23 protein-coding genes are annotated in these 24,001 nt (G+C 66.5%); 18 read left to right on the forward strand and 5 right to left on the reverse strand.

All coding sequences use genetic code 11. The features are described 5' to 3' along the window. The 4 genes from ARC63_RS12825 to ARC63_RS12840 form a co-directional block, all read left to right on the forward strand. On the forward strand, positions 1-275 hold a 275-nt coding region (locus ARC63_RS12825; RefSeq protein WP_139042427.1), incomplete at its 5' end, for a DUF489 family protein. A gap of 163 nt (positions 276-438) precedes the next feature. Beyond that, positions 439-1,629 carry a methyl-accepting chemotaxis protein gene (locus tag ARC63_RS12830; protein ID WP_010485867.1) on the forward strand — a complete coding sequence of 397 codons (1,191 nt, stop codon included), beginning with the start codon at positions 439-441 and terminating at the stop codon, positions 1,627-1,629. Positions 1,630-1,727: 98 nt separating this feature from the next. After that, the gene (locus ARC63_RS12835) at positions 1,728-1,943 is read left to right on the forward strand and encodes a hypothetical protein (RefSeq protein WP_010485869.1); all 216 of its coding nucleotides are present in this window, start codon (positions 1,728-1,730) and stop codon (positions 1,941-1,943) included. Positions 1,944-2,010: 67 nt separating this feature from the next. Next, on the forward strand, positions 2,011-2,517 hold the full coding sequence (locus tag ARC63_RS12840) for a hypothetical protein (RefSeq protein ID WP_057503491.1): 507 nt from the start codon (positions 2,011-2,013) through the stop codon (positions 2,515-2,517). A gap of 143 nt (positions 2,518-2,660) precedes the next feature. Here the strand turns inward: ARC63_RS12840 and ARC63_RS12845 are convergent, their stop codons facing one another. Continuing rightward, a complete protein-coding gene (locus ARC63_RS12845) occupies positions 2,661-5,420 on the reverse strand; it encodes a bifunctional diguanylate cyclase/phosphodiesterase (protein ID WP_057503492.1) in 2,760 nt (919 codons plus the stop codon). 131 nt (positions 5,421-5,551) lie between these two features. Between ARC63_RS12845 and ARC63_RS12850 the strand changes: the two genes are divergently transcribed. Then, positions 5,552-7,654: a sensor histidine kinase gene (locus tag ARC63_RS12850; protein WP_057503493.1), complete on the forward strand. Its 2,103-nt coding sequence runs from the start codon at positions 5,552-5,554 to the stop codon at positions 7,652-7,654. Positions 7,655-7,658: 4 nt separating this feature from the next. Continuing rightward, positions 7,659-9,431 (forward strand): EAL domain-containing protein, encoded by a 1,773-nt coding sequence (locus ARC63_RS12855; protein ID WP_043395614.1) that lies wholly within the window; start codon positions 7,659-7,661, stop codon positions 9,429-9,431. A gap of 17 nt (positions 9,432-9,448) precedes the next feature. On the opposite strand, the gene ARC63_RS12860 is transcribed toward ARC63_RS12855, so the two are convergent. The 4 genes from ARC63_RS12860 to flgA form a co-directional block, all read right to left on the reverse strand. Continuing rightward, positions 9,449-10,669, reverse strand: coding sequence for an ATP-binding protein (locus tag ARC63_RS12860; RefSeq protein WP_057503494.1), 1,221 nt, complete (start codon positions 10,667-10,669; stop codon positions 9,449-9,451). Between the two features lie 91 nt (positions 10,670-10,760). After that, positions 10,761-11,099: a flagella protein gene (locus ARC63_RS12865; RefSeq protein WP_049408902.1), complete on the reverse strand. Its 339-nt coding sequence runs from the start codon at positions 11,097-11,099 to the stop codon at positions 10,761-10,763. Continuing rightward, positions 11,096-11,401: a flagellar biosynthesis anti-sigma factor FlgM gene (gene flgM, locus ARC63_RS12870; protein WP_049408901.1), complete on the reverse strand. Its 306-nt coding sequence runs from the start codon at positions 11,399-11,401 to the stop codon at positions 11,096-11,098. Before flgM ends, ARC63_RS12865 begins: the two co-directional genes overlap by 4 nt. A 75-nt stretch (positions 11,402-11,476) precedes the next feature. Then, the gene (gene flgA / locus ARC63_RS12875; protein WP_010485884.1) at positions 11,477-12,133 is read right to left on the reverse strand and encodes a flagellar basal body P-ring formation chaperone FlgA; all 657 of its coding nucleotides are present in this window, start codon (positions 12,131-12,133) and stop codon (positions 11,477-11,479) included. A gap of 180 nt (positions 12,134-12,313) precedes the next feature. Between flgA and ARC63_RS12880 the strand changes: the two genes are divergently transcribed. From ARC63_RS12880 to flgL, 12 genes are all read left to right on the forward strand, one after another. Next, entirely contained in the window at positions 12,314-13,258 is a 945-nt protein-coding gene (locus ARC63_RS12880; protein WP_010485887.1) for a chemotaxis protein, read from the forward strand. A gap of 147 nt (positions 13,259-13,405) precedes the next feature. Next, positions 13,406-13,801 (forward strand): flagellar basal body rod protein FlgB, encoded by a 396-nt coding sequence (gene flgB / locus ARC63_RS12885; protein WP_010485889.1) that lies wholly within the window; start codon positions 13,406-13,408, stop codon positions 13,799-13,801. 3 nt (positions 13,802-13,804) lie between these two features. Continuing rightward, on the forward strand, positions 13,805-14,212 hold the full coding sequence (gene flgC, locus ARC63_RS12890; protein ID WP_057503495.1) for a flagellar basal body rod protein FlgC: 408 nt from the start codon (positions 13,805-13,807) through the stop codon (positions 14,210-14,212). Between the two features lie 23 nt (positions 14,213-14,235). Further along, the gene (locus ARC63_RS12895; RefSeq protein ID WP_043395609.1) at positions 14,236-14,919 is read left to right on the forward strand and encodes a flagellar hook assembly protein FlgD; all 684 of its coding nucleotides are present in this window, start codon (positions 14,236-14,238) and stop codon (positions 14,917-14,919) included. A gap of 32 nt (positions 14,920-14,951) precedes the next feature. Then, positions 14,952-16,175: a flagellar hook protein FlgE gene (flgE, locus tag ARC63_RS12900; RefSeq protein ID WP_057503496.1), complete on the forward strand. Its 1,224-nt coding sequence runs from the start codon at positions 14,952-14,954 to the stop codon at positions 16,173-16,175. 32 nt (positions 16,176-16,207) lie between these two features. Beyond that, positions 16,208-16,957: a flagellar basal body rod protein FlgF gene (locus ARC63_RS12905; protein WP_057503497.1), complete on the forward strand. Its 750-nt coding sequence runs from the start codon at positions 16,208-16,210 to the stop codon at positions 16,955-16,957. A gap of 102 nt (positions 16,958-17,059) precedes the next feature. Then, positions 17,060-17,845: a flagellar basal-body rod protein FlgG gene (gene flgG / locus ARC63_RS12910; protein WP_005409571.1), complete on the forward strand. Its 786-nt coding sequence runs from the start codon at positions 17,060-17,062 to the stop codon at positions 17,843-17,845. Between the two features lie 22 nt (positions 17,846-17,867). Next, positions 17,868-18,560, forward strand: a complete 693-nt coding sequence (flgH, locus tag ARC63_RS12915) for a flagellar basal body L-ring protein FlgH (RefSeq protein WP_010485899.1) — start codon at positions 17,868-17,870, stop codon at positions 18,558-18,560. Between the two features lie 8 nt (positions 18,561-18,568). Continuing rightward, the gene (locus tag ARC63_RS12920; RefSeq protein ID WP_414615420.1) at positions 18,569-19,699 is read left to right on the forward strand and encodes a flagellar basal body P-ring protein FlgI; all 1,131 of its coding nucleotides are present in this window, start codon (positions 18,569-18,571) and stop codon (positions 19,697-19,699) included. A gap of 1 nt (position 19,700) precedes the next feature. Further along, entirely contained in the window at positions 19,701-20,900 is a 1,200-nt protein-coding gene (gene flgJ, locus ARC63_RS12925; RefSeq protein WP_057503499.1) for a flagellar assembly peptidoglycan hydrolase FlgJ, read from the forward strand. 8 nt (positions 20,901-20,908) lie between these two features. Continuing rightward, positions 20,909-22,789, forward strand: a complete 1,881-nt coding sequence (gene flgK / locus ARC63_RS12930; protein WP_057503500.1) for a flagellar hook-associated protein FlgK — start codon at positions 20,909-20,911, stop codon at positions 22,787-22,789. Continuing rightward, a complete protein-coding gene (flgL, locus tag ARC63_RS12935) occupies positions 22,786-23,994 on the forward strand; it encodes a flagellar hook-associated protein FlgL (protein WP_057503501.1) in 1,209 nt (402 codons plus the stop codon). The genes flgK and flgL overlap by 4 nt, the downstream gene beginning before the upstream one ends. Positions 23,995-24,001 lie beyond the last annotated feature (7 nt).

The raw sequence follows: 24,001 nt of genomic DNA on the forward strand, positions 1-24,001 counted from the left end.
GCCAGGCCACCGAGCTGGGCGACAGCGGCCATCCGGACGTGCTGGCCAATCTCGGCGGCCTGTACGCCGACACCATCAGCCACCTCAAGCCGCGGGTGATGGTGCAGGGCAACCCGCACTATCTGGGCCAGGCTGGCGTGGTGGCCGAGATCCGCGCCCTGCTGCTGGCCGCGGTGCGCTCGGCGGTGCTGTGGCGCCAGCTGGGCGGCAGCTACTGGGACTTCCTGTTCAGCCGCAAGGCGATGATCGAGGCCGTGGACCGGCAGTTGGCCTGAGGCCATGGGGTCGGATCCCTTTCCGGCACGGAAAGGGCTCTGACCCTGAAGCCGCCAAGGCGCCGGAAAACCGGCGCATTCAGAATGCACTTCCGGGCACATCGACGTTAAAGAGAAAGGGGGTACGGCCGATACATCCTCCGTGCACCTCCCGAGAACGTCCATGTACTCACGCATTTTCATCCGTCTGGCCGCCCCCCTGGCTCTGACCCTGCTGCTCCCCTTCGCCATCGGTTTCGAATGGCCGGCCGCCCTGCGCTGGGCGATCCTGACCACGATGACGCTGAGCTGGCTCGGCTTTGCGTGGTGGACCACCCGCGCCCAGGCGCACCGTTCCCCGGAACATGCCCGTGTCCTGCGTGAGCAGGACCAGCTGCTGACCGAACTGCGCAACTTCGTCGGCAACGAGATCGACGGTTCGCGCGGCGAAGTGGAACGTGCCCGTGACCTGATCCGCCAGGCCGTCTCCAGCCTGGGGGGCAGCTTCGATGCCATGAACCGCAAGTCGCGCCAGCAGAGCCAGGCCCTGTCGCGTATCGTCGACCGCGCCGGTGATGAAGGCAATGCCGGCCTCGACGTTGCCCGTTTCGCCCAGCACGCCAGCCACCGCATGGAACAGCTGGTCGAAGCGCTGGAGCAGGTGAGCGGCCAGAGCAGCACCACCGTGCAGCACATCGACCAGATGGCGCAGCACCTGGATGGCATCTTCGCGCTGCTGGAAGACGTCAAATCGATCGCCGACCAGACCAACCTGCTGGCCCTGAACGCTGCCATTGAAGCGGCGCGTGCCGGTGAAGCCGGTCGTGGCTTCGCCGTGGTCGCTGACGAAGTGCGCAACCTGTCCGAGCGCTCGACCACCTTCAACGAGCAGATCCGCAAGCTGGCGCACAGCTCCAAGGACGCCATTGCCAAGGTGCGCGAGACGGTCTCGCACATGGCGTCGCGTGACATGGATCGCTCCCGTGAAGCGCGCCAGGAAGCGGCCGCGATGCTCGACAACGTGGCCCAGATCAATGCCTCGCTGGGCGATGGCATGCGCGAAGTCTCCGAGTGCGCCCGTTCGATTGATGGCAGCGTGGCCGAAGCCGTGCGCGCCCTGCAGTTCGAAGACATCGCCACCCAGGCGCTGGGCGGCGTGCACACCCACCTGGACCGCCTGACCGCGATCAACCGCGAAGCAGTCGCCCTGCAGGAACTGCTGCACCGCAACGGCGGCGTGTTCGACGAAGAGATCGCCACCGCCCTGCAGCGCACCGGCAGCCGCCTGCGCGAACTGCGCAGCGAATGGGAACGCCCGCCGCACAAGCCGGTTGCCCAGCAGAGCATGGGCGCCGGCACCGTCGAGCTGTTCTGATCCTGATGTCCGCTGCCCTCGCCGGCAGCCCGCAAGGCCCCGGTTCCTCCGGGGCCTTTGCCTGTGACCCGCCGTTGGATGCATCCTGTACGCGCACCATGACCCTGATCCACGCCCTGCCCTCCCTCACCAACACCGAGCGCCCGCGCAACGCGAGCGTGCGTGAGCAGCTGCAGCAACTGGAAGAGGTCGCCCGCGAGGAGATCCGCGAACTGCAGCAGCTGGCGGACGCGCGCCCCGCCCCGTCGCGGGCGGACGAGGCGCTGCTGGGACTGGCGTGGGACCTGGGGCTGGATGGCGAAGCCTTGAGGTAGATCCACGCCATGCGTGGATAGGCCGTCGCGCATGGCATGATCCGCCGGTCCCCTTCATGGAAGACCGATGGCCATCGCCCTGATTGCACTTCTGCTGATCGAGACCGTCCTTATGATGGCCTGGGCGGCCAGCTATTTCAGCTGGGGCGTCCCCCTGTTCAACGAACGCATCACAGCGTCGCCCGCCATGCAGGCCCGGCTCTCGCTGGGCAGCCTGGAACGTGACCTGCCGCGGGACAAGTGGCTGCGACTGGCCTTCCATGCGCTGCCCGATGGCAGCATGGCGTTCCGCGAGAGCTTCGCGCCGAGCTTCGGCCTGCGCTACTTCCCCGTGATGCGCGGTCGCATCGTACTCAACACGCGACGGCACGAGGTGCGGGTGATCGGACTGTGCAGCTGGTTCGTGGCCATCCTGTCGCTGTTGCTGTTGCCGCTGGTGGTGATGCGCCCGATGGTGGCGCCCATGCTGCTGGTGCTGCCGCTGTTCCTGGCCAGCTATCTGGTCCAGAAGCGGCGCTATGCGGCCATCGTCGAAGCGCTGCGCATGCAGTTGAAGGCGGAGTTCCCAAGGTAGATCCACCCCATGCGTGGATGGTCGCGCGTGCAGGAGGCATTCGTGCCGACCAAGGTCAGCACCCAACAAAACGGGTTGCGGTAGATCCACGCCATGCGTGGATAGACACAGCAGCCAAGGTCAATTCCCACCAGCGCAGCTGATCAGCGCACCAGCACCACTTCCCCGCTGGCATCGGTACGCAGCGAAACCGGCTGTGGCTGACGTAACCACTGCGCCAGGTCGCGCGGGCTGAGCGGGCGCGAGTACAGGTAACCCTGGATCTCGTCGCAGCCCTGCCGGCGCAACATGTCTTCTTCCTGGTGCGTTTCCACGCCCTCGGCCACCACCTTCATGCCCAACGCGTGACCCAGGTGCACGATGGCCTGGGTTACTTCGGCCGTGCCCGAATCGTGCAGCATGCCCTGCACGAAACTGCGGTCGATCTTCAGGCGGCCCACCGGGAAGCGGTTGAGGTAATTGAGGTTGGAGAAGCCGGTGCCGAAGTCATCCACCGCCAGCGGCACGCCGTGCCGTTCCAGCACATCGAAGCAATGGCGCAGGATGTCGGTGTCACGGATCAGTGCCGACTCGGTCAGTTCCAGTTCCAGTCGCTGCGGCGGCCAACCATGGGCGTGGCAGATCTCGATCACGCGCTCGGCGAAACCACGGTCACGCAGCTGCACCGCAGAGACATTCACCGCAATGCGGTCGAAGCGCAGGCCGGCGCGGTCCCAGGCGGTGGCCTGGCGGCAGGCTTCATTCAGCACCCAGTCGCCGATCCGCACGATCTCGCCGCATTTTTCGGCAATGGGGATGAACTCGGCCGGGCTGCAGTAGCCGATCCCGGGCCGGTGCCAGCGCAGCAGCGCCTCGATTGCAGGCGGCTCGCCGTGGTGGGCATGCAGCAGCGGCTGGTAGGCCAGGCTGAACTCTTCGCGCTCGATGGCGCCGTGCAGGGCGTGCTCAAGCTCCAGCTTGCGCTGGATGCGGGCCAGCGCGTCCTGACTGTAGTACTGGTAGGTATTGCGCCCGGCTTCCTTGGCCGCGTACATCGCGGCGTCGGCAGCACGCAGCAGGGAATCAAAGTCGGTCTGCGCGTCGCCCAGCATCGCGATGCCGACACTGGCGCCGACCTTCAAGGTGGTCTCGCCACGGCGCAGCGGCTCGGCCAACGAGGCGATCAGCTTGCGCGCCACGTGGCCGGCGTCTTCCGGCTCGGCCAGATCGCGCAGCACCACGATGAACTCGTCACCACTGAAGCGGCCAAACAGGTCGTTGTTGCGCAGGTTCTGGTGCAGGCGCGTCGCAGCGGCCTTCAGCAGCGCATCACCGGTGGCATGACCGAAGCTGTCGTTGATGGTCTTGAAACCGTCCAGATCGATGAACAGCATCGCCAGCGAGGTGCCACGGTCGCGCGCTTCCTCGATGGCTTCTGCCGTCTGTTCGCCGAGCAGCACGCGATTGGGCAGGCCGGTGAGCAGATCGTAGTGGGCCAGCAGCTCGATGCGCTCGTTGGCCTCGCGCTCGCGGGTGATGTCACGGAACAGCACCACGAAGCGCGGCGGCAGGCCATCACGGCGGTCCAGCTCGATCAGCACCTGCACCCACACGCGCAGGCCGGACTGACGGTAGAAGCACAGGTCCAGCTGTTCGGGCAGTCCGCCGCCGGCAATCCGGACCAATGCGGCGTCGAAGGCATTGCGCGAATCTTCGGTGTACAGCGCCAGCGCCTGGTCGAGGGTGATCGGCTCCTTGCGCAGGCCGTGGATGCGGTAGCACTCCTCGGTCCACTGCATGTGCCGGGTCTGCACCTCGATCTCGCAGCCGCCGATGCGGCCCAGCGCGGAGACGCGGTTGAGCAGCTCGGTCCGCCAGCGGATCAGCGCATCGGTCTGGTGCTGCTCGGTGATGTTCTGCACCTGGCCGAGCAGCCGCTTGGGCTGTCCGTCCATGTCCAGCAGTGGCTGCATCCACAGCCGCAGATGCTGCGACGGTTCGTTGCCGCGGGTCAATTCCAGTTCGATGTTGGCGGCCCGGCCATCACGCCACAGGCGCCGCCATGCCGCGCGCAACGCACCCCGCGAGCGCGGATGCAGCTGCTTCAGCCAGCGGCGCTGGCCGGGCGCGCTGCCCTGCTCCAGCGCCAGCATCGAGCGCAGTTCCGGCGACCACCAGAAATGACCGCTGTTGGGGTCGAACGACCAGCTGCCCATGCTGGCGATGCGCTGGGCCTCGCTCAGGTGCAGCTGCTGTTCCTGAAGCAGCCCTTCCAGCTGCTTCTGTTGTTCGATATCGGTATGCGTGCCGACCATGCGCAGCGGCTGGCCATCGGCGGTACGCGCGACCACGCGCCCGCGGTCCAGTACCCAACGCCACTGGCCATCGGCCTGGCGGAAGCGGAACTGTGCGCTGTACTGCTCGCTCAAGCCACGCAGATGCTCGTCCAGTGCGACCCGCACCTGGGCGATATCCTCGCTGTGCACGCGGGCCAGGATCTCGGTGGCGGTTTCGTCACCCAGCGCCGGGGTGCGCACCACACGGTCGCTGGGAATGTCCCAGTCCCACAGGCTGTGCCCGGCACTGTCCAGCGCCAGCTCCCAGCGCCCACCGCCGCCAAGCGGCACCGGTTCGGGAATGCTCAGCGTGAAGGCCAGCAGATTGCCGGCGCCATCGTGCACGGCCCGCAGGTGGCCGTCGTAGTGCCCGTGCGGGCCACCCGGCAGCGTGCAGGCCACGATGCCGCCATCGGCGGCCATCAGACGCAGATCTTCCAGCATCGGCGCATACGCAGCCACGGTAGCCGGCAAGCCGTGCTCGCGCGCAGCCGGATTGGCCGCCAGCGGGCGGCCCGTGCGGTCGACGATGACCAGCGCCGACGCAAGCGGGTGCTGCAGCAGGCTGGCGATGATCCCTTGGTCCACGCGATCTTGCTCCGGATGACACGCCCGTCAGCGGGGCACGCAGTGGTTAACGGCGCCTGCGGCGGATAATTGAGTGGTCTGGGCGCACCTGCGCGGTAAGATGGCCGGCGCCCCTTTCTTCCGCCCTGTCCATGCCCGCAGAACCGACCGGCAACGCCCCAGTTCCCGACCCGCGGATGGCGCAGGCGCTGAGCCGCGACCGGCGCCGGGTGGTGCTGAGCTACCTGGCGATGGCGCTGGCCTGGATGATCTCCACCGACAGTGCGGTGCAGGCACTGGTGCCTGACCCGCAGCAGGCGGCCTTGTGGCAGGGCCTGAAGGGCTCGTTCTTCGCCCTTGCCAGTGCGGGCCTGCTGTATCTGCTGCTGCGCCCGCTGGCCGAGCACGTGCTGCACACCCATGCACGCCAGCAGGCCTCGGAGCTGCGCCTGCGGCAGATGTTCGAAGGCAACCCCGGCCCGATCCTGGTCTATGACCTCGATACGCTGGCGATCCTCGATGCCAATCCGGCGGCCTGCACCGCCTTCGGCTGGGACCGTGACGAACTGCTGGAGCAGACCATCGACGCGTTGTGGCCGCCAGGCCAGGACCAGGCACTGCAGACCAAGCTGGAGGCGATCCGCGAGGCACCAGAGGAACTGTGCATCCTGCGTACCCAGCTGCAGCTGCGTGACGGCTCGCTGCGGCAGATGGAGCTGCGCTCCAACGCCATCAGCTACGACGGCCACAACGCCCGCTTGTTGATTGCCATCGACCGCACTGCGGAGGATCTGGCGCAACTGCGCCGCGACCAGGCGCTGGCCCGGGTGGAAGAAGCCCACGAGCTGGCCCGCATCGGCGCCTGGGAGCTGGACCCGTCCACGGGGCTCGGCCGTTATTCCAACCAGGTCTACCGCCTGCTGGGTCGCCGCTCGCCCGAGGCCCGGCGCTGGCATCGCTTCGACGAACTGCTGGTGCCGGCCGATCCGGCCACCGCTACCCAGACCGAACAGCTGCTGGCCGAACTCTGCTCCGGCGATCCCGTGCACGTGGACGTGCTGCTGCCGCTGTTGTCGATGGATGGCCGCGCCTTGATGGTGCATCTGCGTGCTGCCAGCGGCATCGACGAGGCCGGCCGCAATCGCGTGCTGGGCACGCTGCAGGACGTGACCGAGCGTGAGCAGTCGCGACGCCTGCTGCGCGAGCGTGAGGAGCAGTTCCGCGAGCTGGTACGGGTACTGCCCGATGGCGTGGTGATTCTCTCCGAAGAACACGTGTTGTACGCCAATGCCTGGGCCGCCAGCCTGTTCGGCTATGGCAGCCACACCCTGCTGGGCGAGCCGCTGTCGGCACTGGTGGGCAGCGCCGATCTGTCCCGCGTGCGCAGCCAGCTGCGTGCAGGCCAGCCCCATCTGGGGCCCGGTCACAGCAGCGTGGTGGCGATGCAGCGCGCTGATGGCCGCAGCTTCCATGCCGGCCTGGCGGTAGGTGAAGTGCGTTATGGCGGACGCGACTGCAAGCTGCTGATCGTGCGCGACCTGAGCGATTCCGAGCGCACCCGCAGTGCGTTGGAAACCAGCAACCGTGAACTGCAGGCGATGGCCGGCCGCCTGTTCTCGCTGCAGGAGGATGAACGCCGCGCGATCTCGCGCGATCTGCACGACGACATCGGCCAGGCGATCACGGCGATCAAGTTGTCCGCCTACGCAGCACAGGACGAAGATGATCCGCAGCGCCGCGCCGAGGATCTGGCGCAGATCGTCAGTCTGGCCGATACCACGGTGGCCAAGCTGCGCGACATCTCTACCCTGCTGCGCCCGCCGCAGCTCGACGCGCTGGGCCTGGAAGCAGCCTTGAGCTGGCAGGCACGGGTACTGTTCCGTTCGTCGCCGGTGGAACTGCTGGCCGAGATCGAGCCCCTGCCGCACCGTCCCGACAACAGCATCGAGCAGGCCTGCTTCCGTATCGCGCAGGAAAGCCTGACCAACGTATTGCGCCACGCCCGTGCCAGCCAGGTGCAGCTGCAGCTGCGCGATGTCGGCCAGCGCGGCCTGCACCTGCAGATCCGCGACGATGGCGAGGGTTTCGACCCCGATGGTCCGCGCGGGCTGGGCCTGATCGTGATGCGTGAGCGCGCGCAGAGCGTCGGTGGCCATGTGCGGATCGAATCCGCGCACGGCGAAGGCACGCTGATCGACGTCCACCTCCCCTACCAAGCGGCCAGCATGGCCGCCGCTGAGTCACCGGAATACTGAGCCTATGTGGAATCCCAACCAGCCCCCGGTCAGCATCGATGATGCGCCTGATCGCCTTGGCGCCGGCAACCCCGAGCTGCAGGTAATGGTCGCCGAGGCGGCCTCGGGCGGCACCGCACTGATGCTGATGCATGTCGACATCGACCACTTCGCTTCGGTCAACGAAAACATGAGCGCCGAGGTGGGTGACCAGGCCCTGGCGCTGGTGGCGCAGCGGTTGCAGTCCTACCTGCGCGGGCGCGGCAAGCTGTGGCGCCACGGCAGCGATGAGTTCCTGATCGCCGTGCCACGCACGGCCGACGTGCCGCTGCCGGAGGACTTTGCCGAGGAGATCCGGCAGCAGATGGAGCTGCCCCTGTCGGTGCTGCCGTATACGTTGTTCATGACCGGCAAGCTGGGCGTGAGCCTGTGCCCGGACCATGCAAGCAGCGCCTCGCGCCTGCTCGATCATGCCGAGGATGCGCTGTACCAGGCGGCCCGCGAAGGCGGCAACGCGGTGCGCATCCACGCCGTGGACACGCCGCCGAGCGCGCACAGCGAGAGCATCATCGCGCGCCAGATCGTCGACGCGATCCCCAATGGCGAGCTGAAGCTTCGCTACCAGCCGCTGGTCAGTGCCCGCGACGGCCACGTGGTGGGCATGGAGGCGCTGCTGCGCTGGCAGTCGCCGACGCTGGGCATGCTGGTGCCGGAGCGCTTCATGCGCACCGCCGAACGGCTGGGCATCATCGTGCAGATCGGCACCTGGGTGCTGGAGGGCGCGCTGAAGCAGGCCCGCCTGTGGCGCGACCAGGGCTTCGACGACTTCACCATCGCCGTGAACGTCTCCACCCTGCAGTTGCTGCGGCCCAACTTCTTCGCAGAAGTCATGGGCCTGATCCAGGCGGCGGGCGTGCCGGCGCAGATGCTGACGCTGGAGATCAACGAAAGCGCGCTGACCAACAACGTCAACTTCGTGCACGAGACGCTGGCCAACCTGCGCAACGAAGGCATCAGCCTGAGCCTGGACAATTTCGGCACCGGCGATTCCAGCCTGAGTGCGCTGGTGCGCTACCCGGTGGACAAGCTGAAGATCGACCGCAGCTTCATCAAGAGTGCGCCGGCCGGTAACCGCGAAGCGGCCATCGCTCGTGCGATCATCGCCATGGGCCACCAGCTGGGCATGACCGTGATCGCCAACGGCGTGGAATCGCAGGCGCAGCTGGGCTTCCTGCGCCGCAACGACTGCGACGTGTTCCAGGGCTACCTGTTCGGCGAACCGATGTCGGCCGATGCCGCCGGCATGACCCTGCGCCGCCGCTACCTGCGCCCGGAGGCCTTTGCCGAGACCCGTCCCGACCGCACGCTGCTGTTGCTGGACGACGAGGAGAACGTGCTGCGCTCGCTGGTGCGCCTGTTCCGTCGCGATGGCTACCGCATCCTGGCGGCCGGCAACGTGCGCGATGCGTTCGACCTGCTGGCGATCAACGACGTGCAGGTGATCCTGTCCGACCAGCGCATGAGTGACATGAGCGGCACCGAGTTCCTGGGCCGGGTGAAGATGCTGTACCCGGACACGATCCGCCTGGTGCTGTCCGGTTACACCGATCTGAACACCGTGACCGACGCGATCAACCGCGGTGCGATCTATCGCTTCCTGACCAAGCCGTGGAACGACGACGAACTGCGCAAGCACATCCACCAGGCGTTCCGCACCTATGAGGAGCAACGCCGCAGCAACGCCGGTCCGGCGCCGGTGGAGAACGGAGATGGCGGTGAGGATCGCCCGCTGCGGTGACCCACATGTAGAGTCGGTCAGCGCGGCTGCTTCACCGGCAGCACCACGCGGAAGCGCGAGCCCAAGCCCGGGGTGCTGTCCAGGTCGATGCGGCCGTGGTGCTTGTTGATGATGCTGTAGGAGATCGACAGGCCCAGGCCGGTGCCGCTGCCAACGGGCTTGGTGGTGAAGAACGGATCGAAGATGCGCTGGCGCAATTCCGGCGAGATGCCACCGCCGGTGTCCTCGAATTCGACCCACACGTGATCGCCATCAACGCCGGTGCGCACCGTGATCGTGCCGCGCTCGGCGATGGCATGGCCGGCGTTGAGCAGCAGGTTCATGTAGACCTGGTTCAACTCCGACGGCAGGCATTCCACCAGCGGTAGCTGGCCGAACTCCCGCACCAGGGTGACCTTGTACTTCAGCTCGTTCCAGATGATGTTGATGGTCGATTCCAGGCCTGCGTGCAGGTCGACCAGCTTCCACGATTCGTCGCGGCCGGAATACGAGAAGTCCTTCAGGTCACGCACGATGCGGGTGACCCGCTCGATGCCTTCGCGCGATTCAGCCATCAGCTGCGGCAGGTCACGGCTGATGAAATCGATGTCCAGGCGGTCACGGATATCGTCGATTTCCGGAATCAACGCCTTCGGGTCCGGCGCGCGCAATGCGCGTTCGTAGGCTTCGATCACGGTGAACAGGCTGCGCAGGTATTCCTGCAGGCTGCCCAGGTTGGAGTGCACGTAGCCGATCGGGTTGTTGATCTCGTGCGCGACGCCGGCGGCGAGCTGGCCGATCGAGGCCATCTTCTCGGACTGCAGTAGCTTTTCCTGGGTGCCGTTCAGGCGCAGGTAGGCCTGGCGCAGCTCGGCATGGCGCTGCTGCAGTTCGCGTTCGTAGTCTTCCTGCCCTTCGATGTGGCGGAACAGTGCCAGGAAGTGCCCCTCGCCGACCAGGCCGTGGTGGTAGAGATGCGCGATGACCACACCCTCGCCCAACGGCAGGCTGCCGTTCCAGTGACCGTGCTGGCGCGCCTGCTCCAGCGCATCGGGTGGCAGCAGTTCACGCAGCCGCTGCGGCGGTGGCAATGCACCGTCCTCGCCGCTGGCCAGCAGGTTCTGCGCGGCCGGATTGGCCAGCGCCACCTGCCCGTCTTCAGTGAACAGCAGCAGCCCTTCGCGCAGGCGCTCAAGCAGGGCCTGCAGCACCGGCTGTGGCGGAAGGGGGGCGGTAACCAGGGCGTTGGCAGCGGACACGGCGACTCGGGGCGTTCGAACAGGCGCCCAATATACGCGGTCACGCAGCGGGCTTCAGCCCGCTTGATGGGGTTGTGCGACCGCCGTCGCGTCAGGCGACAGCGAGTGGGCGGCGCGCAGTGACGGTGTGCGACTGCCCCTTGGCATCGTAAGAGGAAGATGCCTCGGTACGGCCAAGCTGGCGTAGGGCCCAATCCACTTCCCGACGCCGGCGTGACAGCAGTACGCCATTGGCACGGTTGCGCTCAGCCAGCTCCTGGAGATGCTCGCCCTCCCCGACCGGTGGCGTGCCTTCCAGCGCCCGCAGCGCATCCAGCTTTGCCCCGGTGGCCCGGATCAGCGCGTGCACGTCGTGGTCAACCAGGGCCTGGCGTTCAACGTCAAGAGCCTGGGCGAGCCGCTGCAGTTGTTCGCTCATCGGCGCGGTCATCCGTGCAGCTGCTGGTCCAGCTCGAGCATGCGCGATGCGATCGCGTCCGGATTGATCTTGTAGGTACCGTTCTGCAGTGACTCGCGCACCGCGGCCACGCGCTGGGCGTCGATCGCCGGGGCGGTGGCCAGCTCACGCTCGATGGCCTGCAGATTGGTGGCCTCGCCGGTCAGGCGCAGGCTGTCGGCCGCTTCGACCGGACGTGCTGCCGCATCGGTGCTGACACCGGGCTTGTTGGCCGGGGTCGTCACGCTGCGCAGTGCCTGGGGGACCTGCAGGTTGCCGTCGATTTTCTGGCTCATGGGGTGTCCTGGAGTTGCCGTTCACAAGGGATAACGGCCGCAGGGCCGTGATCTTTAGGGATATTTCGCGGTAAATCAACGCGCCACGATTACGTCACCGGCGGCATCGACCGTGCCCTGCACGATCCGCCGCGAGGACAGGTTCTCTACCGAGACCCGTTCGTTTTCACCGGCATCGCCCATCGCGCGACCGGCAATGCGGACCTCGACCGAGCCGCGACGCGATACCAGGGCCACATTGTCTCCCCGCTTGATGAGACGCTGCACCACCAGATCGTTGTTCGACAGCAGGGCTCCGGCCTGCAACGGACGGCGGGCGATGCGACCGATCGCCGCGTTGGGATCGGCCAGCACTGCACCGGCAATCCGGGCGGCGTCACGCTGGGCAGTGGTGATATCGGCGGCGGTGAGAGTTTCTCCAGTGCCGATTCCACGATTGAGCACCAGCACCGTCTGGTTGCGCCGCACCTTTACGGGCACGAACAGGCGCCAGCCACCGGCATCCGGGCAGCTGACTTCGACCGTGGTGTTGGCGGTGGGCTGCACCTGCAGCGCGCCACCACACCTGGGCAGGCGCAGCGCATCGGCCACCTGGGCCTCGCCCTCGCTGCCGGCCGGCAGCGTCGACAACGCCGCGGCCCGAATGCTGGCCACCGGCTGCCAGTCGGCGGCAACCGCCCACGGCGAGGCCAAGGCCAACGCGATGGCGAAGAGAGATGTGACCCGGCGCATGGCGCCTCCTGTCGATGGGATCTGGCCCTGGTGCGTGCAAGGGGTGTGCCAGAGGGGCAGAGCTGCCTTTTGTAGAGTCGAGCCTCGGTCGAACATGGCGCGATGCCGCAATTGCGGTGCGGACCACGCGGGCGGCAGAGCGCCCTCAAGTTCCGCCACTGCGGCGCCGATACAGCAGCCATGTCCCATGACCTGCTCAACCGGATCGACCAGCGGACCCGTCTGGCCGGCCACAACCGCCTGGCGCTGCTGCTGTTCCGTCTCGGCGGACGTCAGCTTTTTGGCGTCAATGTCTTCAAGGTGCAGGAGGTCCTGCGGCGCCCGGAGCTGTTCCAGGTGCCCGGGCTGCCCAGCCAGTTCTCCGGCGTGGCCGACGTGCGCGGCCGTTCGGTGCCGGTGCTGGACCTCGGGCTGGCGATCGGCCATCCCGAGCGCGAGCCCGATGCGGACACCTCGCCCGGCTATCTGGTCGTCACCGAATTCAACCGTTCGATCCAGGGCTTCCTGGTCAGCGGCGTGGAGCGCATCGTCAACATCGCGGTGGAAGACATCCACCCGCCGCCGGAACTGGGCGCCGAATCGAGCTACCTGACCGCGGTGACCCGCTTCCAGGGCGAGCTGATCCAGGTGATCGACGTGGAAAGCGTACTGGCCGACATCGCCCAGGTCCGTGGCGAAGCGGTGCTGGACCCGACCATGGCAATGCCGGCCGACGGCCCGCAGCTGCAGGTGCTGGTGGTGGACGACTCGCGCGTAGCCCGCCAGCAGATCCGCAGCGTGCTGGACCAGCTGGGGGTGGGCGCCACCCTGCTTTCCGATGGCAAGCAGGCACTGGACCACCTGCTGCAGATCCATGCCTCCGGCGAGAACCCGGCCGAGCGCTACGCCATGGTCATCTCGGACATCGAGATGCCGGCCATGGACGGCTATACGCTGACGACGGAAATCCGGCGCCATCCGGGCCTGGCCGGCCTGTACGTGCTGCTGCACACCTCGCTGTCGGGCGTATTCAACAATGCGATGGTCGAGCGCGTCGGCGCCAACGCCTTCGTCGCCAAATACTCGCCACACGAACTGGCTGACTTCGTGCTGGACCGCCTGCGCAAGGTCGCGATGGCGGCGTAGGGCCCTGTCCTGTAGAGCCGGGCCCATGCTCGGCTTGTGCGGCGCCTGAACGAAATGCAGCCGAGCACGGCTCGGCTCTACCAGGACGCACCGTGCTTTGGCACACCCCTTGCAGCTTCCCGGGCAACGTTCCTGTGGGAGTGCATCGTGCGCAACCTGATTACCGACTACCTGGGCGTCCACGCCCAGGCCATGCCGTTGCGCGAACAGCGGATGAAGCTGATCGCCAGCAACCTCGGCAATGCCGACACTCCCGGCTACAAGGCCCAGGACCTGGACTTCGATGCCGCCCTGCGCCATGCCCAGGGGCAGGATGCCAACGGTCTGATGACCACCACCAACGAGCAGCACTACGAGATCAGTAGTGGCCTGAATCCGTTCCAGATCGCGCGCGACGGTGTACAGCCCAGCCTGGACGGCAACACCGTCGATCCCGATGCCGAGCGTGCCGCCTATGGCCGCGCCGCACTCGAATACCGCGCTTCGCTCAGCTTCGTCGAGAGCAAGGTGCGTTCCATGCTGACCGCGATCACGGGGCAATAAGCCATGAGCAACATGCCGATCTTCGATATCGCCGGCTCCGCGCTGCAGGCGCAGTCGGTGCGCATGAGCACCATCGCCTCCAATCTCTCCAACGCCGACACCGTCGCCGGTTCCGCCGACGCCGTGTACAAGCCGCTGGAGCCGATCTTCCAGGCCGTGACCAGCAAGAACGATCCGAACATCACCTCGGTGAAGGTCAAGGAGATCACCCAGAGCGAGGCCGCGCCGATCAAGCGCTATGAGCCGGGCCACCCGCTGGCCGATGGCGATGGCTACATCTACCAGCCCGACGTCGATCCGGTGGCGCAGATGGTCAACCTGATCTCGACCTCGCGTAACTACCAGGCCGGCGTGGAGATGCTGACCACCGCCAAGGAACTGGCCCTGGCCACCCTGACCATGGGCCGCTGAGGCCCGCAGTACCGGATACCGCCATGACCACCGCCGTCAACAACCAGACCAGCCAGGACGTCTACGCCGCACTCGGCCTGAACGCCCCGAACAGCAACGCTACGAAAAAGAAAAACACGCTGGACCAGGCCGACTTCCTGCGCCTGATGACCGAGCAGCTGCAGCATCAGGATCCGCTGAAGCCGATGGACAACACGCAGATGGTCGCGCAGATGGCGCAGATGTCCACCGTGCAGGGCATCACCGATCTGAACAAGACGGTGAAGGGCTTCCAGGAATCGATGGCCAGCGACCAGGTACTGCGCGGTGCCGCGCTGGTCGGTCACCAGGTGCTGGTGCCGTCGGAAAAGCTGGTATTGGAAAAGGAAGGCAGCGTCGAAGGCACGGTGGCCGCACCCTCGGCCGGCATCGTAACCGTCGACATCACCGACGCCAACGGCACCAAGGTCACCTCGCTGAGCGTAGAAGCCAAGGCCGCTGGTGAAACCGCGTTTCAGTGGGACGGCAAGGACGCCAACGGCAAGCGCATGGAACCGGGCAAGTACTCCATCGTCGCCAACCACGTCGACACCACAGGGAAGAGCACCAAGTTGTCCACCTTCGTGCAGGCCCCGGTGGAGAGCGTGACCGTCGGTTCCGACGGCCTGTACCTGAACCTCAAGGGCCTGGGCACGGCCCCGATCGACTACGTGCTCCGCGTCAGCTGAGCCGCATACCCCGTACTTACCAGGAGCATCCCATGGGCTTCAATGTCTCGCTGTCCGGCATCAATGCCGCCAACACCGACCTGAGCGTCACCGCCAACAACGTCGCCAACGTCAACACCGCCGGCTTCAAGCAATCGCGCGCCGAATTCGCCGACCTGTTCGCCTCCACCAGCTACGGCCTGTCGAAGAACCAGACCGGCTCGGGCGTCCGTGTTTCCAATGTCGCCCAGCAGTTCATTCAGGGCCACAATGAACAGACCGGCCGCAGCCTGGACATGGCGATCTCCGGTGAGGGCTTCTTCACCATGAACATGAACGGCTCGCGCGTGTACTCGCGTGCCGGCAATTTCCAGACCGATTCCGCCGGTTACGTGATCAACCCGCAGGGCGCGCGCCTGCAGGTATTCGCGCCGAATGCCGATGGCACAAACTTCGATGCAGGCCGTCTGGTCGACCTGCAGCTACTGACCACCGACAGCCCGCCGAAGCAGACCAGCGAAGTGAAGGTCGGCTTCACCCTGCCGGCCAACGCCAAGCAGCCGACGGTCGCAAATTTCGATCCGACCGACTCCAACAGCTACAACCATTCCAGCGGTGGCATCACCGTGTACGACTCGCTGGGCGTCAGCCATATCCAGGTCTCGTACTTCGTGAAGGGCGCCAATCCAAACGAGTGGACCGTGCACAACTACGTGGACGGCCAACCGGCCGGCACCCCGACCACGGTCGCCTTCGATAACAGCGGCAAGCTGACCACTCCGGCCAGCGGCAAGGTCAGCCTGGGCACGTTCACCCCGACCACCGGCGCCGGTCAGCTCAACATGACGCTGGATATCAGCGGCTCGACCCAGTACGGCGAGAAGTTCGCCCTGCGCAACACCCAGCAGGACGGCTACGCCGCCGGCAAGCTCAACGAAATCACCGTGTCGGAAACCGGCGTCGTCTATGCCCGCTATTCCAACGGCGACGACAAGCCATTGGGCCAGGTCGCACTGACCACCTTCAACAATACGCAGGGCCTGGAGCAGAAGGGCAACAACCTGTGGGTGGAAACCTTCGAGTCGGGTACGCCGCGCACCGGCATGCCGGACACCTCCAACCTCGGCAAGATCCAGGCCGGTTCGCTGGAAGCATCCACCGTCGACCTCACCGAGCAGCTGGTCAACATGATCACCGCGCAGCGCAACTTCCAGGCCAACGCGCAGATGATCACCACGCAGGACCAGATCACCCAGACCGTCATCAACATCCGTTGATGAGCTGCTGACCCTGTCACGGAACTCCCCGCATGGATAAAGCCCTCTACGTGGCGATGACCGGTGCCCGCGCCTCCCTGCAGGCGCAGGGTACGCTCAGCCACAACCTCGCCAATTCGGACACCCCTGGCTTCAAGGAAGCGCTGGCCAACACCGAAGCCTTCCCGATCAAGGGGCCGGGCTTTGCCTCGCGGGTGGATGCGCTGCACGTCGACGCCGGATTCAACCGCACGCCTGGCGCGCAGCACATCACCGGCAAGCCGCTGGATCTGTCCCTGCAGACCGGCACCTGGCTGGCGGTGCAGTCCAGCGATGGCAGCGAGGCGTACACGCGCGGCGCGGCGTTGTCGGTCACGCCGAACGGCCAGCTGGTGACCTCCAGCGGCCGTCCGGTACTGGATGACAACAACAACCCGATCGCCATTCCGCCCTACCAGGCGATGGAAATCGGTGCCGACGGCACGCTCTCGATCATCCCGCAGGGCGAAGGCCCGCAGACCATGGCGCAGATCGGGCGCATCAAAGTAGTGCAGGCACCGGACGAGCGCCTGGAGCGTGGCCTGGATGGCCTGTTCCGCAATACCGATCCACGCCAACCGTTTGCGCCGGCACAGGGCACGGCCGTGCACAGCGGCCAGCTGGAAGGCAGCAACGTGGATGCCGCCGGCGCGCTGGTGCAGATGATCCAGCTGCAGCGCCAGTACGAAATGCAGGTGCAGGTGATCAAGCACGGCGACGAGAACGCGCGCAGCGCCAACAGCATGCTGCGCCTGGGCAGCTGACGGAATTCCGGCGCCGGCTGATGCCGGCGCTGGCACACCGCTTGCACACCCGCATTCAAGGGCCGCACCTCGCGGCCGGCTTCACCAGACAGGACACCGAAGATGAACCAGGCATTGTGGATCGCGAAAACCGGACTGGATGCGCAGCAGATGCGCATGTCGGTGGTTTCCAACAACCTCGCCAACACCAACACCACCGGCTTCAAGCAGGACCGTGCCAGTTTTGAGGACCTGCTGTACCAGCAGGTGCGCCAGCCCGGCGGCTCTTCGTCGGCGCAGACCCAGTTGCCGACCGGCCTGCAGCTCGGCACCGGCGTGCGCGTGGTCGCCACCGCCAAGAATTTTGAACAGGGCGGCCAGCAGCAGACCGGCCGCGCCCTGGACGTGATGGTCAACGGCCGCGGCTTCTTCGAAGTTCAGATGCCTGATGGCAGCTCGGCCTACACCCGTGATGGCTCGTTCAAGATCAACCAGGACAGCGAGCTGGTCACCAACAGCGGCTACCCGGTGCAGCCGGGCATCCAGATTCCCGAAGGCGCACAGTCGGTGACCATCGGGACCGACGGCACCATCAGCGTGAAGATGGCCGACGGTGCGGCGTCGGTGGAAGTGGGTGCGCTGACCCTGACCGATTTCGTCAATCCGGCTGGCCTGCAGGCCCGCGGCGAGAACCTGTTCCTGGAGACCACCGCTTCCGGTCCGGCACAGAACGGCAACCCCGGGCTCAACGGCCTCGGCACCGTGGTGCAGGGCGCGCTGGAAGGCAGCAACGTCAACGTGGTGGAAGAGCTGGTGTCGATGATCGAAACCCAGCGCGCCTACGAAATGAACGCCAAGGCGATCTCCACCACCGATTCGATGCTCGGCTACCTCAACAACAAGCTCTGACCGGCCCAACCGGGAAACTGCCATGTCGCCCATTTCCAACTTCGCCCGCACTGCCCTCGCCTGCGCCGTGGCCGCCCTGCTCGGTGGCTGCGTGATCGCCGGCGACGTGCGTCCCTACCCGACGATGGCACCGATCCAGCCGATCATGCCGCCGCAGGCACAGCCGACCGCGGGTGCCATCTATGCCGCCGGCCCGACCCTGCAGCTGTATTCGGACCGCCGCGCACGCGATGTTGGCGACCTGCTGACCATCACCCTGCTGGAAAACACCACCGCGCAAACCAGTGCGAATACCGCAACCAACAAGGAATCGAACCTGAGCCTGGGCACGCCGTCCATTCTCGGCGCGCCGGTCACCCTCGGCGGCAAGGACATCCTGAGTGCCACGGCCAAGGGCGCGCGTGACTTCACCGGCAAGGGCAACAGCGCGCAGAGCAACCGCCTGCAGGGCAGCGTCACGGTCACCGTGGTCCAACGCCTGCCCAACGGCAACCTGGTGGTACAGGGACAGAAGAACCTGCGGCTGAACCAGGGTGATGAACTGGTGCAGGTGCAGGGCATCGTCCGCCCAGGCGACATCAGCCAGGACAACACCATTCCGTCCAGCCGAGTGGCCGAGGCCCGCATCGTCTACGGCGGCCGTGGCCCCGTCGCGCAGTCCAACGCGATGGGCTGGCTGAGCCGCTTCTTCAACTCCGGCCTGACGCCGTTCTGAGTATGGCCATGAAACTCTTTCTCACTTCCTCCTGGCAGCGCTGCGTGGCGTCGTTCGCCGCGCTGATGCTGCTGGCCGTGACGGCGCCCGCCAGTGCCGAGCGCATCAAGGACCTGGCCCAGGTCGGCGGCGTTCGCGGCAACGCGCTGGTGGGCTATGGCCTGGTGGTCGGCCTGGATGGCAGCGGCGACCGCACCAGCCAGGCTCCCTTCACCGTGCAGAGCCTGAAGAACCTGCTCGGCGAGCTGGGCGTCAACGTACCGCCGAACGTCAACCCGCAGCTGAAGAACGTGGCCGCCGTGGCGATCCACGCCGAACTGCCGCCGTTCGCCAAGCCGGGCCAGCCGATCGACATCACCGTATCCTCCATCGGCAATGCGGTCTCGCTGCGTGGCGGCTCGCTGCTGATGGCGCCGCTGCGTGGTGCCGACGGCCAGATCTACGCCATCGCCCAGGGCAACCTGATCGTCGGCGGCTTTGGTGCGCAGGGCAAGGATGGTTCCCGTGTCTCGGTGAACGTGCCCAGCGTCGGCCGCATCCCCAACGGTGCCACGGTTGAACGCGCCCTGCCCGATCCACTGGCCAACGGCGGCGACATCACCCTGAACCTGCACAACAACGACTTCACCACGGTCTCGCGCATGGTCGCTGCACTCAACAATGCCTTCGGCGAAGGCGCAGCGCGTGCGGTCGACGGCGTGACCGTGGCGGTCACCGCGCCGACCGATCCGGGCGCACGCATCGGCCTGCTGGCGCGCATCGAGAACCTGGAACTGACCCCCGGCAGCGCCCCGGCCAAGGTGGTGGTCAATTCGCGCACCGGCACCGTGGTCATCGGCCAGCAGGTGCGCGTGGGACCGGCTGCGATCTCGCATGGTTCGCTGACCGTGACCATCCAGGAAAACACCAACGTCAGCCAGCCCAATGCGCTGTCCGGCGGCCGCACCGTGGCCAGCCCGCAGTCGACCATCACCGCCACCAACGACGGCAGCCGCATGTTCAAGTTCAGCGGCGGCACCACCCTGGACGAGATCGTGCACGCGGTGAACGCCGTGGGCGCAGCACCAGGTGATCTCATCGCGATCCTGGAAGCCCTGAAGCAGGCCGGCGCCCTGAGTGCCGAGCTCGAGGTGATCTGATATGCGCATCAATCCCGCATTCGATCTGCACCCGGCGCAACAGAACGATCCGGCCAAGATCGACAAGGTCGCGCGCCAGCTGGAAGGCCAGTTCGCGCAGATGCTGGTCAAGAGCATGCGTGACGCCAGCTTCGGCGACTCGCTGTTCCCCGGCGAAAACAAGATGTTCCGCGACATGTACGACCAGAAGATTGCCGAGGCGATGACCCGCGGCAAGGGCCTGGGCCTGTCCGGCATGATCAGCCGCCAGCTGTCCGGGCAGGCCGCCGAGGGTCCGGCGCTGGATACCCGCGTGGATCCGGCCAAGGCCAGCCGTGCTTACCAGCTCAATGCACCGGCCAAGCCGGCACCGTCGCTGCCATTGGAAGATGGCAGCCAGGCCGTGCGCCTGCTGCAGCAGTTGGCCGCCGGTGCACAGCAGGGTACACAGGCGGCTGTCGCGCCGATGGAGCAGGCCCTGGACCTGATCGCCGGCCGTGAGAGCAGCAGCATGCACCGCTCGCTGGGCACCGAGGATCCGTACATCGGCAGCCTGCAGGGCGAGGACTGGGCCGCCAGCAGCGACCAGTGGTCGGCCACCGCCAGCAACCGCGGCACGGCCATCAGCCCAGCCGATGCGATGGCCACGCGCACCGCCGTCGCCCAGCTGGGCGAACACACCCCGGAAGGTTTCGTTGCCAGCATCTGGCAGCACGCACAGAGCGCAGCCAAGGAGCTGGGCGTGGATGCCCGCGCCCTGGTCGCCCAGGCGGCGCTGGAAACCGGCTGGGGCAAGCGCCACATCAAGCATGCCGACGGCAGCACCTCGCACAATCTGTTCGGCATCAAGGCCAATGGCTGGAACGGCCAGCGCGCCACGGCCGGCACCCACGAATATGTCGATGGCGTGCGGCGCAACGAGACCGCCAGCTTCCGCGCCTACAGTTCGCCGGCCGAGAGCTTCGCCGACTACGTGCGCCTGCTGAAGACCAGCCCGCGTTACCAGCAGGCCCTGCAGGCCGGCACCGACGTGCAGGGCTTCGCCCGCGGCCTGCAGCGCGCCGGCTATGCCACCGATCCACGCTATGCGGCCAAGATCGCCGCGATCGCCGGCGGACCGACCATCGAGCGCGCCGTCAGCGCCGTCGCCGATGCCGGCTCGCGCCTTGGCCAGACCTTCGCCAGCACCGCAACTGCGGCGCTGGGTATCACTCGTCGTTGAGGAACCCCATGTCCAGCGTACTTTCCACCGGTACCGGTGCCCTGCTCGCCTTCCAGCGTGCATTGGCGACCACCAGCCACAACGTCGCCAACATCAACACCCCCGGCTACAGCCGGCAGAAGGTCGACTTCGCCACGTCTGATCCGCAGAACTACGGCTTTGGGGACGTTGGCAGCGGCACCCGCATCACCGACATCCGCCGCGCTGCCGACCAGCTGGCCATCTCGCGCCTGCTCGACAGCAGCGGTGAGCTGGCGCGCCTGAAGCAGCTCTCCGGCATGGCCGACCGGGTGAATGCCCTGTTCTCGGACCCGGCCACGAATGTCGCCGGCTCCTGGTCCAACTTCTTCGATGCCGTCAGCGGCCTCTCGTCGAACGCGGCCGGCACGGCCGATCGGCAGAGCCTGCTCGATGGTGGCAAGGCCTTGGCAAGCCGCTTCGTGCAGCTCAACACGCAGATGAACAACCTCGGCAGCGAGGTCAACAACGGACTCATCGCCGGTGCCACGGAAGTCAATCGCCTGGCGCAGGAGATTGCGCAGATCAACGGAGCCATCGGCACCAACATCGCCAATGCTGCGCCGGACCTGCTTGATCGCCGCGATCAGCTGATCTCGCAGCTGATCGGCTACACCGGAGGCACCGCCGTTGTCCAGGACGGTGGCGTGATGAACGTCTACACCGCTGGTGGCAATGCGCTGGTGGTGGGCACGACGGCGTCCAAGGTCACCACGGTGACCGATCCGTACCAGCCCGAGCGCCTGCAGCTGGCGCTGGAGACACAAGGCAATATCATCACGCTCGACCCCAAGGCTGTGGGCGGAAAGATCGGCGGCATGCTGGAGTTCCGCGACACCGTGCTGACCCCGGCCCAAGCCGAACTCGGCAAGCTCGCCGTCGGCCTGGCCGAATCCTTCAACCAGGCCCACCACCAGGGCGTCGACCTGTACGGCAAGATGGGGGGCGACTTCTTCAACATCGGCAACCCGCGCGTTACGCCCAACGCGGGCAATACCGGAACCGGCAGCCTCAGCGCGACCTACGGCGACCTGTCCAAGCTCGAGGCACAGAACATCGTCCTCAAGTTCGATGGAACCCAGTGGCAGGCCACCCGCGCCGACACGGGTGCCACCGTTGCACTGACGGGCACTGGCACCGCTGCCGATCCGCTGGTGATCAATGGCGTCAAGCTGGTGGTCGGTGGCACCCCGGCGGCCAATGATCGTTTTCTGCTGCAGCCCACGGCGGGCGTGGCCGGGAGCCTCGAAACCGCCATCACCGATCCCTCCCGCATCGCTGCCGCTGCTGCGGTCAAGGGCACGGCTGCATTGGCCAACACGGGCACCGGGAAGCTGACGGGCGTCACCGTCAACGACGCGTCGAATCCGAACCTGCGCGACCCCGCCGCAATCGTATTCACCTCGGCGACCACCTACACCATCAACGGTGGGCCGCCGCAGACCTATACCCCAGGCCAGACCATCAGCGCCAATGGTTGGAGCTTCGTGCTGGACGGTGCGCCGAAGGTCGGCGACACCTTCAGCATCAGCCCTGCCCCTGCAGGTTCGTCGGACAACAGCAATGCGGCAAAGCTGGCCAAGGTCGAGGACGCCAAGGCATTCAACGGGGGCACCGTCACGCTCAACGGAGCGCTTGGTGGATTGACAACGCAGGTGGGTGCCGCTGCACGCTCGGCCGAGTACTCGCTGGACGCACAGCAGGTCATCACGGACAAAGCCCAGGCCGCGCGCGACGAGATCTCCGGCGTCAATCTGGATGAGGAAGCGGCTGACATGCTGCGTCTGCAACAGGCCTATCAGGCCGCCTCACAGCTGATCTCCACCGCCGACAACATGTTCCAGACCATCCTGGGAGCCGTCCGTCGATGAGCAGCCGAATTTCCACCGGGATGATGTTCAACCAGTCGGTGTCACTGATGCTCGCCAAGCAGTCGAAAATCAGCAACCTGGAACAGCAGATCGCGACTGGCAGCAAGATCACCTCCGCCAAGGACGACCCGGTTGCTGCGGGTACGGCCGTCGGCCTGGACCGCGTCGTGGCAGGGCTCGAGCAGCTCGGCAAGAACGCCAGCAGTGTGCAGAACCGACTTGGCCTGCAGGAGAACGCTCTGGCACAGGTCAATGAGCTGATGTCGCGCGCCGTGGAGCTGAGCATCCAGGCCAACAGCCCGGTGCCCAAGGCCAGTGACCTCAAGGCCATCGTGAGCGAGCTGAAGACCATCCAGGAAAGCCTGCTGTCGCTGGCCAACTCCCGGGACGGCAGCGGCCGCTATCTCTTCGGTGGCAGCAACGATGCTGACGCCCCGTTCCAGCGGAGCGGCGGCACCGTGACCTACAGCGGCGACCAGAACCAGCGGCAGGTGGAGGTTGCGCCCGGCCAGCTGGTCTCCGACGCCCTGCCCGGCAGCGAGATCTTCATGCGCATCCCCACCGGCGATGGCCGTGTGGATGCCAGCGCCGCTGCCGGCAACACCGGCAGTGGCCTGTTGACCTCGGTCAGCCGTGACGGCAGCGGCAGCTGGGCCGGTGGCACGCTCAACGTCCGCTTCACCGGCACTGCCGAAGGCGCCTATGAGGTGGTTGATGGCAGCGGCACGGTGGTCGGCAGCGGCACCCACAAGCCCGGCGAAGACATCGTCGTTGGCGGCGTGCGCATGCGCATCGAAGGCAAGCCAGCCGCAGGTGATCAATTCAACGTCAGCGACGCGGGTAGCCGCGACATCTTCTCCACCCTGGACAAACTGGTCGCCGCACTGGAATCCGACCCGTCCACTGAAAGCCAGCGCACGGCGTTGCAGAACACCCTGCAGTCCAGCATCCGCGACCTCAACCGGGCCTCGGAAACGATGATCGACGCCCGCGCCAAGGGCGGCGCCCAGCTGGCCGCCATCGATACCGCAGCCAGCGCCCGCGAAGCCACTGCCGTCACCGTCAAGAGCACGCTCTCGACGATGCGGGACCTCGACTACGCCGATGCCATCGGCCAATACAAGCTGGAGACCGCCGCACTTCAAGCCGCCCAGACGATCTTCAGCCAGATGCAGGCGATGTCCCTGTTCAACAAGATCCGCTAGTCCCTTT

The organism is Stenotrophomonas geniculata ATCC 19374 = JCM 13324 (assembly GCF_001431625.1).
Lineage (GTDB): Bacteria > Pseudomonadota > Gammaproteobacteria > Xanthomonadales > Xanthomonadaceae > Stenotrophomonas > Stenotrophomonas geniculata.